The 13,457-nt window shown below is 75.2% G+C and carries 15 protein-coding genes; 7 read left to right on the top strand and 8 right to left on the bottom strand.

Annotation, left to right across the window (positions count from 1 at the left end):
* Window positions 1–4 precede the first annotated feature (4 nt).
* The gene (locus tag C3489_RS31960) at window positions 5–1,435 is read right to left on the bottom strand and encodes an NAD(P)/FAD-dependent oxidoreductase (protein ID WP_103785604.1); all 1,431 of its coding nucleotides are present in this window, start codon (window positions 1,433–1,435) and stop codon (window positions 5–7) included.
* Between the two features lie 202 nt (window positions 1,436–1,637).
* Here C3489_RS31960 and trxA point away from each other — a divergent pair, with 202 nt between their 5' ends.
* Window positions 1,638–2,024, top strand: a complete 387-nt coding sequence (gene trxA / locus C3489_RS31955; protein WP_103785623.1) for a thioredoxin — start codon at window positions 1,638–1,640, stop codon at window positions 2,022–2,024.
* 131 nt (window positions 2,025–2,155) lie between these two features.
* Here trxA and C3489_RS31950 read toward each other — a convergent pair whose 3' ends face one another.
* A complete protein-coding gene (locus C3489_RS31950) occupies window positions 2,156–3,190 on the bottom strand; it encodes a LacI family DNA-binding transcriptional regulator (RefSeq protein WP_374936795.1) in 1,035 nt (344 codons plus the stop codon).
* A 122-nt stretch (window positions 3,191–3,312) separates the two neighbouring features.
* On the opposite strand from C3489_RS31950, the gene C3489_RS31945 reads away from it, so the two are divergent.
* Entirely contained in the window at window positions 3,313–3,996 is a 684-nt protein-coding gene (locus C3489_RS31945; RefSeq protein ID WP_103785602.1) for a TetR/AcrR family transcriptional regulator, read from the top strand.
* Window positions 3,997–4,067: 71 nt separating this feature from the next.
* Window positions 4,068–5,213, top strand: a complete 1,146-nt coding sequence (locus tag C3489_RS31940) for an NAD(P)/FAD-dependent oxidoreductase (RefSeq protein ID WP_103785622.1) — start codon at window positions 4,068–4,070, stop codon at window positions 5,211–5,213.
* 30 nt (window positions 5,214–5,243) lie between these two features.
* Here C3489_RS31940 and C3489_RS31935 read toward each other — a convergent pair whose 3' ends face one another.
* Window positions 5,244–5,906, bottom strand: a complete 663-nt coding sequence (locus C3489_RS31935; protein ID WP_103785621.1) for a TetR/AcrR family transcriptional regulator — start codon at window positions 5,904–5,906, stop codon at window positions 5,244–5,246.
* A 119-nt stretch (window positions 5,907–6,025) separates the two neighbouring features.
* On the opposite strand from C3489_RS31935, the gene C3489_RS31930 reads away from it, so the two are divergent.
* Window positions 6,026–6,589 carry an NADPH-dependent FMN reductase gene (locus C3489_RS31930; protein WP_103785601.1) on the top strand — a complete coding sequence of 188 codons (564 nt, stop codon included), beginning with the start codon at window positions 6,026–6,028 and terminating at the stop codon, window positions 6,587–6,589.
* 90 nt (window positions 6,590–6,679) lie between these two features.
* On the opposite strand, the gene C3489_RS31925 is transcribed toward C3489_RS31930, so the two are convergent.
* The 3 genes from C3489_RS31925 to C3489_RS31915 all read right to left on the bottom strand — a co-directional run bounded on the left by C3489_RS31925 (window position 6,680) and on the right by C3489_RS31915 (window position 10,603).
* Window positions 6,680–8,266 (bottom strand): MFS transporter, encoded by a 1,587-nt coding sequence (locus C3489_RS31925; RefSeq protein ID WP_103785600.1) that lies wholly within the window; start codon window positions 8,264–8,266, stop codon window positions 6,680–6,682.
* 14 nt (window positions 8,267–8,280) lie between these two features.
* Window positions 8,281–9,639 carry an alpha/beta hydrolase gene (locus C3489_RS31920; protein ID WP_103785599.1) on the bottom strand — a complete coding sequence of 453 codons (1,359 nt, stop codon included), beginning with the start codon at window positions 9,637–9,639 and terminating at the stop codon, window positions 8,281–8,283.
* 172 nt (window positions 9,640–9,811) lie between these two features.
* On the bottom strand, window positions 9,812–10,603 hold the full coding sequence (locus C3489_RS31915) for a PaaX family transcriptional regulator C-terminal domain-containing protein (RefSeq protein WP_103785598.1): 792 nt from the start codon (window positions 10,601–10,603) through the stop codon (window positions 9,812–9,814).
* A gap of 149 nt (window positions 10,604–10,752) precedes the next feature.
* Here C3489_RS31915 and C3489_RS39685 point away from each other — a divergent pair, with 149 nt between their 5' ends.
* The 3 genes from C3489_RS39685 to C3489_RS31900 all read left to right on the top strand — a co-directional run bounded on the left by C3489_RS39685 (window position 10,753) and on the right by C3489_RS31900 (window position 12,400).
* On the top strand, window positions 10,753–10,878 hold the full coding sequence (locus tag C3489_RS39685; RefSeq protein ID WP_308460832.1) for a substrate-binding domain-containing protein: 126 nt from the start codon (window positions 10,753–10,755) through the stop codon (window positions 10,876–10,878).
* Window positions 10,879–11,091: 213 nt separating this feature from the next.
* Window positions 11,092–11,895 carry a hypothetical protein gene (locus tag C3489_RS31905; RefSeq protein ID WP_103785597.1) on the top strand — a complete coding sequence of 268 codons (804 nt, stop codon included), beginning with the start codon at window positions 11,092–11,094 and terminating at the stop codon, window positions 11,893–11,895.
* 13 nt (window positions 11,896–11,908) lie between these two features.
* Complete coding sequence (locus C3489_RS31900; RefSeq protein WP_103785596.1) at window positions 11,909–12,400, top strand: hypothetical protein; 492 nt, start codon at window positions 11,909–11,911, stop codon at window positions 12,398–12,400.
* Here C3489_RS31900 and C3489_RS31895 read toward each other — a convergent pair.
* Together C3489_RS31895 and C3489_RS31890 are read right to left on the bottom strand one after the other, a co-directional pair.
* Window positions 12,389–13,102, bottom strand: coding sequence for a restriction endonuclease (locus tag C3489_RS31895; RefSeq protein ID WP_258055043.1), 714 nt, complete (start codon window positions 13,100–13,102; stop codon window positions 12,389–12,391). The genes C3489_RS31900 and C3489_RS31895 overlap by 12 nt on opposite strands.
* 83 nt (window positions 13,103–13,185) lie before the next feature.
* Window positions 13,186–13,457: amidohydrolase family protein (locus C3489_RS31890; RefSeq protein WP_146075377.1), on the bottom strand; the 272-nt coding region annotated here is incomplete at its 5' end.

The raw sequence follows: 13,457 nt of genomic DNA, 5'->3' as shown, positions 1-13,457 counted from the left end.
GGGGTCAGCCGCGGTAGGCCTCCAGCAGCCGCAGCCACACCTCGCTGATCGTCGGGTAGGACGGCACCGCGTGCCACAGCCGGCCGATGGGCACCTGCCCGGCGACGGCGATCGTCGCCGAGTGGATCAGCTCGCCGACGCCGGGGCCGACGAAGGTCACTCCGCGCAGGATCTCCTCCTCCAGGTCGACGACCATGCGGGCGCGGCCCTTGTAGCCGTCGGCGTACAGGCCGGCCCCGGCGACCGACGAGATCTCGACGTCGACGGCCCGCACCCGGTGGCCGGCCTGCTCGGCCTCGGCGAGCGACAGGCCCACGGCGGCGGCCTCCGGGTCGGTGAAGACGACCTGCGGTACGGCGTGGTGGTCGGCGGTGGCGGAGTGCGCGCCCCAGGGCTCGCCGTCGGACAGTTCGTCGCCGGCGGCGCGGGCGGCGATGGCGGCGCCCGCGATCCGGGCCTGGTACTTGCCCTGGTGGGTGAGGAGGGCGCGGTGGTTGACGTCGCCGACCGCGTACAGCCAGTCGGTGCCGGTGACCCGCAGGCTGTCGTCGACGTCCAGCCAGGAGCCGGGCTCCAGGCCGACCGTGTCCAGGCCGATGTCGTCGGTGCGCGGGGCGCGTCCGGTGGCGAAGAGGATCTCGTCGGCCTCGATGCGGTCGCCGGAGCCGGTCACGGCGACGACGGTGCCGTTCTGCCTGCTGACGGACTCCACCGAGGTGCCGGTGCGCACATCGGCGCCGGCTTCGGTGAGGGCCTCGGCGACGAGCTCGCCGGCGAACGGCTCCATCCGGTTGAGCAGGCCCTTGCCGCGCACGAGGAGCGTGACCTGCGAGCCGAGTCCCTGCCAGGCGGTGGCCATCTCGGTGGCGACCACTCCGCCGCCCACGACGATCAGCCGGCCCGGCACCTCCTTGGCGCTGGTGGCCTCCCGGCTGGTCCACGGCTCGACCTCGGCGAGTCCGGGCAGGCCGGGCAGCTGGGCGCGGGTGCCGGTGCACACGGCGACGGCGTGCCGCGCGGTCAGGGTGCGCCGGGTGCCGTCGGGCGCGGTCACCTCGACCGCGCGGGGGCCGGCGAGGCGGCCGTGTCCGCGGTACAGGTCGGCGCCGATGCCCTCCAGCCAGCGGACCTGGCCGTCGTCGTGCCAGTCGGAGGTCTCGTAGGTGCGGTGGGCGAGGACCTCCGCCGCGTCCAGCGGGCCCCGCACGGCCTGGCGCAGGCCCGGGGTGCGGCGGGCGTCGGCGCGGGCGATGACCGGCCGCAGCAGGGCCTTGCTGGGCATGCAGGCCCAGTAGGAGCACTCGCCGCCGACGAGTTCGCTCTCCACGACCGCGGTGGTGAGGCCGGCCGCTCGGGTGCGGTCGGCGACGTTCTCCCCCACGGGTCCGGCTCCGAGCACCACGACGTCGTACGCGATCGTTTCCGTTTCCGTCATGGGGACAGTCTGGTGCGTGGCGGGCGCCCGGGCCACAGAACGGCTCCGACGTGGCGCGGCTGTGCGCGGTCGTGACACGGCCGTGCACGGTCGGGCCACAGGTGTGCGCCCTGGCCACATGGGTACGTGCGCGGAATACCCGCCCGGTCGGCCGCGTTGTGCCGACGCTCGCCCCCGACACCCGGAATGAGGGATGCACGCCATGAGCAGCACCGTGGAGCTGACCAAGGAGAACTTCGACCAGACGGTCACGGACAACGACTTCGTCCTGATCGACTTCTGGGCGTCCTGGTGCGGGCCGTGCCGTCAGTTCGCGCCGGTCTACGAGAGGGCCGCGCAGGAGAACCCCGACCTGGTGTTCGGCAAGGTGGACACGGAGGCGCAGCCGGAGCTGGCCGCGGCCTTCCAGATCCAGTCGATCCCCACGCTGATGATCGTGCGCGACCAGGTCGCGATCTTCGCCCAGCCGGGCGCGCTGCCCGAGGCCGCGCTCGCGGACGTCATCGGACAGGCCCGCAAGCTGGACATGGACGAGGTGCGCAAGTCGATCGCCTCGCAGCAGGGGCAGGGCGAGGCCCAGGGCCAGTAGACCGGGGGCACGCACACAGCGGGTAGACCGGCACGCCGTCGCCGAGCGTGCCACCGGCGCCACGGGGCGGCCGGTGGCCCGGCGACGGCGTGCCGGTCTTCTCATCCGCCCGGACGGCCGATCTGCCCGGCTCAGCTGGATTCGCGAGGGACCACCGAGGCTCCGACCACCCGGTGGACCTCGGGCGCCGCGCCGGGGTCGCGCACCGCGCGGTCGACCAGTTCGGCGAGGTCGCGGCCCGAGGGCAGCTCGATGTGGACCGTGCTCAGCCGGGGCCGCAGCAGCCGCCCGAGCATCAGGTCGTCGGCGCCGACGACGGCGGTCTCCTCGGGGACGCGCACGCCCTCGTCCTGCAGGGCTCGCATCAGCAGCATCGCGTACTCGTCGTTGTAGGCGAACACGGCGTCCAGGCCGAGCTCGCGCCAGCGCGCGGCGAGCCGGGCGGCCGGCTCCTCCTCGTAGGCGAGGGGCAGTGGCGTCACGGTGGCGTCGGTGCCCCGCAGGGCGCGGCGTACGCCTTCCAGGCGGGGCCGGGAGAAGGACTCCAGGCCCGTCTCCTCCGGGACGACGACGCCGATCCGGCGCCGGCCGCGGGCGTACAGGTGGGTGGCGGCGGCGTGGCCGACCCCTTCGTGGTCGAGGAGCAGGGCGTGGGCGCCCTCGACGGTCTCCGAGCCGAGGGTGAGCACCGCGCGGGCGCCGGCCCGCTTGAGCACGGCGACGCCGTCGGGGCCGAGGCCGGTGCCGGGCACGAGCACGGCGACGGGCCGCAGCTCGGCCCAGGCGCGGGCCGCCTCGTCGCCCTGGACGCCGACGGTGCCGTACTGCACGACGGTGTAGTCGAGGCGGCCGAGCGCCCACTGGAGTTCGTTGAGGAAGCGGCTGTAGAGCGGGCCGACGGGGATGGCCGGGGCAGGCATCAGGACCATGCGGCTGTGCCCGGCGCGCAGGCTGCGGGCGGCCGCGTGCGGGACGTAGCCCAGTTCGGTGGCGGCCTCCTGCACCCGGCGGCGAGTGGCGTCGCTGATCCGTACGGCGCTGGTGTTGTTCAGCACGTAGGAGACGGTCGCGCGCGAGACGCCGGCCAGCCGGGCCACATCGGCGCTCGTGGGTGCGGAGCGCGGTGCGGGCGACGCGGGCGGGGGCGTGTTCGGTATCTGCACCATGACGCCACGCATCTTCGCAGAAGCGGGCGGGGCGCTTCCGGCCGGGGGAACGTGCTTCACGCTTTCACGAACATGTTCGTAACGAACTTGTTCGCGACGAACATGTTCGTTACGGTGGTGACATGAGCGACGGATCCGACAGCCCCCGCAGCCGCCGTGAGCGCCCGGCCAAGCCCGCCCTCACCCGGGAGGGCATCGTGGCCGCGGCGGTGGCGATCCTGCGCACCGAGGGCCTGCAGAAGGTCACCATGCGGCGACTGGCCCAGGAGCTCGACACGGGCCCCGCCTCCCTGTACGTGTATGTGCGCAACACCGCCGAACTGCACGCGGCGGTCCTGGACGAACTGCTCGGCACCGTCGGTCCGGCACCCGCCGAGGGCCCCTGGCGGGAGCGGCTGGAGCGGGTGCTCACCGCGTACACCGCGATGCTCCTGGAGCATCCGAGCCTGGCCCGCAGCGCGCTCACCGCCCGCCCGAGCGGGCCGCACTACCTGAACCTGATCGAGACCCTGCTGGCGCTGCTCGACGAGGGCGGCGTGGCGCCCGAGCGGGCCGCCTGGGGCGTGGACCTGCTCTTGCAGCACGCCACCGCGACGGCCGCCGAACACGCCGGGGGCGACAGCTCCCCCGACGCGTGGGCCGCCCTCTCCCAGGCCCTGCGCGGCGCGTCCCCGCAGACCCACCCGCATCTCGCGGCCCTGGCCGGCCCCCTGCTGGCGGGAGCGCCGGAGGCCCGCCTGTCGTGGGGGTTCCAGGCGCTGATCAGCGGCATCGCGCACACCGCCGTACCGGACGAGACCGACTGACCAGTCCTGCCGACCGGACCGGCTGCGCAGCCGCGCCGACGAGACCGGCTCAAGAAGCACAGGAGACCCACATCACCGAGACGACCACCCCGCACCACCCCATCGCCGTCGTCGGTGCCGGACTCGGCGGGCTCGCGCTGGCCCGGGTCCTGCACGTACACGGCATCGAGGCCGCCCTGTTCGACCTGGACGCCTCCCCCGACGCCCGGACCCAGGGCGGCATGCTCGACATCCACGAGGAGTCCGGGCAGGTCGCGCTGCGGGCCGCGCGCCTGCACGAGGAGTTCGCCGCGCTCGTCCACCCCGGCGGCCAGGCCCTGCGGATCCTGGACCAGGACGCCGTGGTCCACCGCGAGGAGGCGGACGACGGCAGCGGCGGGCGGCCCGAGATCGACCGCGGCGACCTGCGCGGCCTGCTGCTGCGCTCCCTGCCCGAGGGCACGGTGCGCTGGGGCGCGAAGGTCACCGGCGCGCGGGCGCTCGGCGGCGAGCGGCACGAGGTGACCCTCGCCGACGGCTCGGTGTTCACCACCGGCCTGCTGGTGGGCGCCGACGGGGCGTGGTCGCGGATCCGGCCGCTGCTGTCCGACGCCCGGCCCGCCTACACCGGCGTGTCCTTCGTGGAGGCGGACCTGCCGGAGGCGGACGTACGGCACCCGGCCAGCGCGAAGGTGGTCGGCGGGGGCATACTGTTCGCGCTCGGGGCCGGACGCGGCTTCCTGGCCCACCGCGAGAACCACGGCGGCCTGCACGTGTACGCCGCTGTCGAGGCCGGCGAGGAGTGGCTGGACGGGGTGGACTTCGCCGACCCGGAGGCGGTCAAGGCGTACGTCCTGGCGGAGTTCGCCGGCTGGGACCCCTCGCTCCGGGCGCTGATCGCCGACGCGGAGGGGCCGCTGGTGCCGCGCCGCATCCACGCGCTGCCCGTGGGGCACCGCTGGCCGCGGGTACCGGGCGTGACGCTGCTCGGCGACGCGGCCCATCTGATGTCACCGTTCGCGGGCGAGGGCGCGAATCTGGCCCTGCTCGACGGCGCGGAACTCGGCCTCGCGCTCGCCGAGCACCCCGGCGACGTGGAGGCGGCGCTCACGGCGTACGAGGAGCGGCTGTTCCCGCGCGGCGAGGCCGCGGCGGCCGACTCGGCACGCAGCGGTGCGCTGCTCTTCCGGGCCGACGCGCCGCGCGGGCTGGTGGAGATGTTCGCGGCACACGACTGAGCCGGCCCGGGCGTGCGGCCCGCGCCGGTCTCAGCAGGCCGGCCCGGAGCGGGTGACGCGGTCGACCAGGTCCACCCAGTTCGCCTCCAGCCGTTCGACGGGCATCCTGCACTGCCGGGTCAGATGGTGGACCAGGGCCGGGCTGAGCTGGGCCATCAGGACGTGGGCGACCAGTTCGGAGTCGGCGTCCGGGACCGCCTGGCGCAGCAGCAGGGCGATGTGGCTGTGCAGCACCCGGCGCGGCGGGGCGGTGAAGCGGCGGTCCGGGCCCGGCTCGGCGGCCAGCTGGAGTTCCAGTTCGTCGACCGTGCGGCGCAGCAGCGCCCGGCCGAACGCGCGCAGCCGCTCCACGGGCGGGGCGCCGGGGCCGAGCGGCGGCGGGCCGCTGAGGAACGCGGCCTGGAACTTGCGCTCGGAGTGGTCCAGGAGCGCGGTCAGCAGGCCGGTGCGGTCGCCGAAGCGGCGGAAGACGGTGCCCTTGCCCACGTTCGCGGCGGCGGCCACGGCCTCCATCGTCACGCCCGCGGCGCCGTGCTCGGCGATCAGACGGGTGGCCGCGTCCAGCAGCTTGGCGCGGTTGCGGGCGGCGTCGGCGCGCAGGCAGGGGTCGTCGCCGGCGGGTCCGAGGGTGAGCAGCTCGGGTTCGCCGTGGGACTCCTCGGAGTGCGGTGCGGGGGGCAGAGCGGCGGACATGAAGTCAGCGTAAAGCATCGGGAACAAAACTGGACCGCGGTCCGGTTCTGGTGATAGACACTAAACGGACCCCGGTCCGGATTTGTAACCGCCGTGTTTCAGCACCCATGGAGTTCCCCATGTCCGTTCGTATCCTCGCTCTGGTCGGCAGCCTCCGTGCCGGTTCGCACAACCGTCAGCTCGCCGAGGCCGCCGTCAAGCTCGCTCCGGAGGGCGCCGAGGTCGTGCTGTTCGAGGGCCTGGCCGAGGTTCCCTTCTACAACGAGGACATCGACGTGGAGGGCGACGTCCCGGCCCCGGCCGCGGCGCTGCGCGAGGCCGCCAAGGCCGCCGACGCCTTCCTGTTCTTCTCCCCCGAGTACAACGGCACCATCCCGGCCGTCCTGAAGAACGCCATCGACTGGCTGTCGCGCCCCTACGGCGCCGGCGCCTTCGACGGCAAGCCGGTGGCCGTCATCGGCACCGCCTTCGGCCAGTACGGCGGCGTCTGGGCCCAGGACGAGGCCCGCAAGTCCATCGGCATCGCCGGCGGCAAGGTGATCGAGGACATCAAGCTGTCCATCCCCGGCTCGGTGACCCGCTTCGCCGAGACCCACCCGGTGGACGACGCCGAGGTCGCCGCGCAGCTGACCGAGGTCGTCGCCCGTCTGCACGGCCACGCGGGCGACAAGGTCGCCGCCTGATCCAGGCGGTCCTCGTCCGACGAGGACCAAGGGGTGCGGCCCATGGGAAACCATGGGCCGCACCCTTTTCTTCTTCTGCCCCCGTCGGCCTCACCCGGTGGCGAGCGCCGTCCGTTCGTCGCCGTCCGGCTCCGGGCGGACCGCCTCCTGCCGGGTGGCCGGGCCGCGCAGCGCGGTCACGACGAGCAGGGCCGACAGCACGGCGGCGCAGCCGCAGACCACGAAGCCGATGCCGTAGCCGTGTCCCAGCGCGTCCAGTGCGTACGAACGGGCGGCTCCGGGAGGGGAGTTCGGCGGGACCGCGTTCAGTGCGAGCGGTCCGCCCTCGGCCAGTACCTCGTGCGCCGCCGCCCGCGAGGCGTCGCTCAGTGCGGGGGCGCCGGCCAGCGAGGAGGTCACCCGGGACGCGGCCTGGCTCAGCGCCACGGCGCCGATGACCGCGGGGCCGAGAGTGAAGCCGAAGTCGCGCAGCAGGTTGGTGGCGCCGCTGGCCATGCCCGCCAGCTGCACCGGGACGGTGTTGACGGCGGTCGCGGTGATCGAGGAGACGGTGAGCGCGAAGCCGACGCCGACCAGGCCGAGCGGCAGGATCAGCGAGGTCAGGGCGTGGTCGCCGACGTCGAGCCCGGCGGCCAGGAAGTCACCGGCGCCGATGAGCAGCAGGCCCAGGGTGAGCGGCTCACGCGGCGGCCGGCGGTGCAGCAGACGGGAGGTGAGCGGCGTCAGGAACGGGGTGAGGCCGTTCAGCAGCAGGAAGGCGAAGGCCGTCCGCAGCGGACTGAGGTGCTGGATCGGTCCGAGCCGGATGCTCGCCGCGTAGGCCGTGCCGAGGAACGAGAACATGCCGACGACGGCGACGACCGAGGCGACGGCGAAGGAGCGGTTGCGGAACAGGTCGAGACGCAGCAGCGGGGAGGCGGCCCGGCTCTCCGCCACGACGAACAGGGCCACGAAGACGGCCGCGACGGCGAACGCGACGACCACCGGAGCCGACCCCCAGCCGTCCGTCGGCCCCTGGATCACGGCGTACAGCAGCGCGAACAGGCCGACCCCGATGGTGATCTGGCCGCCCACGTCCAGTGAACGCCCCTCGGGTGCCCGGGAGTCGGTGGCCAGCAGCAGGCTCACCAGGGCGCTCACCGCGGCCACCCCGGCGACCACGACGAACGCCGCGCGCCAGGAGCCGTAGGTGCCGGTGATCCCGCCGAGCAGCGGGGCGAGGAAGCCGCCCGCGGACAGGCTGGACGCCCACACCGCGATGGCGCGGGCCCGCTGGGCGCCGGTGTGCGTCCCGGCGGCGATCATGGCCAGGGAGGTCGGGAAGAGCGCCGCGGCCCCGAGCCCGGCCAGCGCCTGCCCGGCCCACAGCTGGTGGATGCCGGAGGCGACGGCGGCGACCGCCTCCCCGGCGCACAGCAGCGCGGCGCCGCCGATCAGCAGCCGCTTGCGGCCGAAGAGGTCGCCGAGCACGCCGAACGACAGCTCCAGCACGGCGACGGGCAGCAGGAACGCATCGGATATCCACGTCAGTTGGGAGCCGACCGGATGGAGGTGCTCCTGGAACAGTCCGTTGAGGGTGGCCGGCATCGCCAGGCCGATCTGGGCGAGGCACACGGCCAGGCAGCCGGCGACGAGCGTGCCGACGGGCAGGCGCTTGGGGGCGGTGGTGTGCGGCATGAGGTGTCCCTGGGTCAGCGGTGAGCGGGCTGGTCGCGGCCGACCGTCAGCGGTGCCGGGCGGTACGGCACGTACGCCGCGCCGTCCAGGCCGAGCGCGACGGCGGAACTCTGCAGGGCTGCCGGGGTCGCGGCGTCCCAGCGGCCGGTGGTGACCCGGTGCTCGACGGCGTGCACGGCGGCGAGCGTCTCGGCGGTGGTGAAGGCGCAGTGGCCCTGGCGCTCGACGTAGGCCTGGCGCAGCAGGGCGCCGTCGCCGGCCGCGCGCACCCGGTCGCCGAAGCGCCGCTCCTGCTCGACGGGCACGAGGTTGTCGGCGACGGTGTGCACGTCGAGCAGCGGTACGCCGAGGCCCTGGCCGGCGCTGGAGGTGCGGCGCAGGGTGCGCACCGCGTCCGGGTCGGCGGCGGTGGCCGCACCGGCGGTGAGGTCCGCCAGATCGGTGTCCAGGTCGAGTCCGGCCGCCCGGTACAGGGCGCGCACCTGCGGGGCGTGCGCCGAGGAGGCGAGCAGGCGGGCGTAGTCGACGCCCCGGTTCCAGGAGGTGTTGCCGCCCGCGGACTGCTCGACGGCGTACCGGCCGTTCTCGACGAAGGCGAGGATGCCGTTCGCGAACCAGGCGTACTGCTGCTCCTCCTGCTGCTGCCAGTCGCCCGGCGCCGGCGCCGGCTCGCCGGGGGCCCAGGCGGGCAGGTTGAGGAAGGCGGCGGCGAGCGCGACGCGGGCCCGGCCCTGCGCGGTGGCCTGTGCGGCCTGGACGGCCGCGGTGAGCCTGTCGGCGGTGGCCCGGGCGTCGGCGGCGGAGCCGAAGCGGACGAGGGGGACGTCCTCGGCGGGCAGCAGCAGGCGGGCGATGGTGTACTCGGCGTCGAGCTGGTAGTTGTCGAGGTCCGTGCCGCCGGCCACCAGGCCGCACAGGCCGAGCGCCCCGTCGATGCGGCCGGCGCCGTCGCGGGCGAGCTGGGCGTTGACCAGGCCGCCCATGGACTGGCCGACGGACAGGACGCGCCGGGGTGTGCCGATCCGGGCGGTGACGGCGTCGAGGGTGGCGAACTGGTCGCGTTCGGCGCTGCTGAGCGCCCACATCGAGCCGTTCGGGTCGTAGGAGGAGCCGGCGAGCGCGTAGCCCTCGGCGAGGAGTGCGGTGCGGGCGGCTTCGGTGGGGGCGTCCTGGGCGACGGTGGGGCCGAAGCCGTGGCTGAACAGCAGCAGGGTGCCGTTCCAGTCGGCGGGGACGTCGGCGATCCAGGCGGCGCCGTCGGCGAGGGTGCCGGTGAGGTGGGCGGGGGGTGGTGTGGCGGCGTGCGCGGCCGGGACGGTGAGCGCGGTGAGGGCCGCGCAGAAGGCGGCGGCCAAGGCGGTGCGGGCGGGCATGACGTCTGCTCCTGTCTGGGGTGGGGAGCGTGACCGGGACGGATGCTCAGTGCACTGAACGCCACGGAATGTAGGGCTGTTTTCTTGCGGGCGTCAATGGAATGCACAACATCGGTCCGCACGAGGACCTCACGCAGCACGGTGGATGCCGGCGCAGGGGAGGCGGGAGGCGCTATCCGGTGACCGGGATCGTCTCGATCATGCGCCGGGCGACGTCCCGCGCGGGCCCGTCCAGCAGCGCGTGGACGGCCCGGAAGGTCTCCTCGGCACAGGCCGCGGGCCAGTCGGCGGGCAGGTGCGCGGCGGGCAGCCGGGGGTCGCTGCGGATGACGTCGAGCCAGGCGCACGACATCCGCAGCCGCAGCGCGAGGGCGTCCTCCGCCTCGACGCGGGCCCGGCCGGTGGCGTACGGCCGCCAGTCGGCCTGGAACTGCCGGTAACGGGCGGCCAGTTCGGCCAGGTCCCAGGTTTCGTCGATCATCCCGGGCAGGTCCGTGCCGTCGTCCGCGCGGGCCCGGAACACCTTCACATGCGCGGCCAGCCCCAGCTCGGCGAGGATCGCGGAGACGTCGACCTCGCCGGGCGCGATCCACAGCCCGCCGAACAGCGGGCCGAAGCCGGCCCAGGTCAACTGCGAGCGCAGATCGTGCCGTTGCCGCTGCCAGGACTCGGGCAGCGAGAAGCCCAGCAGGGTCCAGGTGCCGTCCCAGTCGCGGTTGACCGCACCGGTCTTCCAGATGCGCCGCTCACCGTCGCGCAGCACCGCCTCGGACCGCTCGGTGAGCCCCACGTACGTCCGCCGCCCCCGCCGCTCACGGCGCAGCAGACCCCGGCCGACCATCCGGGTGAGGGTGGAGCGGGTGGCCTGCTCGCCGACGCCGACCCGGGCGAAGACGTCGATGACGCTTCCGGTGTACACGCAGACCCCGCGACCCAGCACCTCGTCGCCGAGAAAGGTCAGCATGAGGGACTGGGGGCGGGGCGCGGCGCTGGTCACGGGACCTACGGTACGACGCGCCAGGGTGCGCCTACCGGCAGGCCCTTGAGGAGGCCGGCCCGGCCGTCGATCCCGCGGACACCCTCGCCACGGGCGCGCTGCGTGGGCCGGCCGACGTGGGGCTGCGGGTGCCGGGTCAGGTGAAGGTGATCGGCTTCGACAACGTGGCCCAGAGCGCGTACCTCGTGCCATCGCTGTCCACGGTCGACCCGGACCACGCTCGATGCCCGAGCAGGCGGTGAAACTGCTGGTCCGGCGCATGGAACAGGGCTGACCGGGCGCCGGGGCACGTAACTTCGTGTCGCCGTTCACGCTCGTGGCGCGGGAGTCGACCGGCCGGCGCTGCCGCGCGGCGACCAGAGAATCCGCGCACGAGTCTCACACGGGCTGCACACGGACTTTCGAAAGGCTCGTTAGCGTGACTGGCTGATCGTTCCCCTGTCAGGAAGAAGCAGATGGACTACTGCTCCTCGTGCCGCCGCCACCTCAACGGCGCCCTGGTGTGCCCGGGGTGTGGCGCCTACGCGCCGGACATAGACCCGTCCCTCGGCGCGGAACCCGCAGCCACGGCGCCGGCCGCGGCGGCGGTGAGCGCCGCTCCGGCGTGGGAACCGGCCGCCGCCCCCGACGACACCCCGACCGGGGCGCAGGATGTCGGATTCGACGGCGCAGCCGCGCCGACGGGCCGGGCCGCCCGGCGCCGGCAGCGGGCCCGCTGGCAGAAGAACCGGCGCCGGGCGGCGGTGGCGACCGCCGTCGCGCTCGTCGGCGGTGGGCTGACGGTGGCCGCCCTGGACCGCGGCTCCGGTGGCCGCGCCGAGGCCGCCACCACCCCGGACGACCACAGCATGGGAGGGGTCGAGGAGCAGCCGCAGGTCTACTCGCCGCCGGTGGTCTCCGAGCCGCCCCGGTCCACGGCTCCCTCGGCACCGGTCCACCCGGCGCAGCCCGCGCACCCGGCCCGGCACACGGACCTGGCCGCGTCGCCCGGCACCGCGCCGACGACCCACGTCCGGCCCCAGGCCGCCGTCCCGGTCCGGCCGGTGACCCACGCCGCCCCGCAGCCGCGCACCGCGCCCGCGCAGCCGCAGCCGTCCGCCACCCCGGTCACCGATCCCCCCTCCACGTCGACGTCGGCCCAGCAGCCCTCGACGCCCGCGGGCTCCGACGGCGGCGGCACGACCGCGCCGGCGGCGACGTCGCCGTCGGACACGACGCCGGCGCAGCAGCTCTGCCTGCTCGTGGTGTGCCTCGGCTGACGGGCGGCCGTCCATGACGAGCCGTCACGAGGTGCGCCTGCACCGCATGGGCCGGTGGTGGGCGCTCGACGTCCCCGGCCTGGACCTGCACAGCCAGTGCCGCACCCTGGACGAGGCGGAGGTGCTGGCGCGCGATCTGATCGCGGAGGCGTCGGGGACCGCGCCGGAGCGGGTCGCCGTGCACCTGGTGGTCCCGGAACTGGCGCCCGAGCTGGACGCGGTGGCGGGGGCCCGGCGGCGCCGGGAGGCGGCGGTGGCCGCCGAGCGGGAGGCGGTCGCGGCGGCGGTGCGCATCCTGGTGGACACGCTGGGGATCGGCCAGGGCGATGTGAGCCGGCTGCTGGGCCTGTCCCCGGACGAGGTCGCCCAGCTGACACCGCGCCCCGTGTCCCGTTCGGGCGCGGCTCACCTCAGCAGGGTCGCGCCGCCCGGCCTGCCGCGCCCGCGTCCCACGACGGCACGGCGCCCGCACGGCGTGTCCCACGGGGGGCCGTCACCTCGATGACCGGCTCCTCGGCCGCGCCGGACCGTGGGTCTGCCGGCGGCGCGCGCGGTGGCGGGCGTCGCCCCGGCCGTGGCCGTTCATCACGCCGAGCGTCGGCAGGGTGGTGCCGTTGTGCCACAGGCCGAGGAGGTCGCGGTGGACGGCGAGGACGCCGTTGTGCCGGGCGAACTCCTCGGCGGGACGGCTGAGGCGGGTGGTGGTGACGAAGACGGCGACGTCGGCGCCGAACCGCACCTTCGCGCCGAGCAGATCGCGCAGTTCGCGGCTGGCCACGGTGCGGGTCGGGGCGTAGCGCTCGCACCGGACGACCATGGTCCGCCCGTCCGGGAGGCGTCCCACGACGTCGACGCCGCCGTCGTAGGCGCCGCCCACCCGGCGCACCCGGGTGCAGCCGTCGCGCCGGCACAGGGCGGCGACGAGTTCCTCGAACTCGCCGCCGGTCATGGCGTCCACGGCGGTGAGGCTGCGCAGGCCGGCCTGGAGGGCCTGTTCCCGCCGCCGGCGCGGGTCGAGCCCGCGCAGGTTCCGGTCGGTGTGCCACAGCCACCAGCCGGCCACGGTGAGAGCGCCGGCGACCACGACGACGAGGGCGTACGGCCGGCCGGCCGCCGCGCCGGCCACCAGGACGGCCGTCAGTGCGCCGCCGTACGCCGCCGTCTCGCGCCCGCGAGCGGTACCGTCCCGTCCACGCCCAGCCGCCACGCCGCCTCCCCTGCCCGTCCGTACCGGCAGTGTGGGCGGGGCGGGGCGGCGGCAGTAGGCGTGCGTCGGCCAACTGTGGGCGCTCAGCCCACCGTTCGGTGCACGATGTGGCCGCCGGTCACGGTCAGCGGCACGGGCGCGTCGGCGACCTCGTCGGCGGGCGCCTCGACGGGGTCGACGCCGAGGGCGGTCAGGTCGGCGCGCAGGCCGACGGCGATGCGCCCGGCGAGAGCCTGCTCCCCGGCGGCCAGCGCGGCATGGGAGGTGCAGCCCTCCAGGGCCTGAAGGCCCGTCAGTCCCGTCCGGTCCGAGGCGGCGCCGCGCGGTGCGCGGGCGGTGGCGAGGACGGCGCGGG

The organism is Streptomyces sp. Ru71, from assembly GCF_002920535.1.
Lineage (GTDB): Bacteria > Actinomycetota > Actinomycetes > Streptomycetales > Streptomycetaceae > Streptomyces.
Note: the sequence above shows the minus strand (reverse complement) of the source record. Positions and strands in the feature narration are given on the sequence as shown.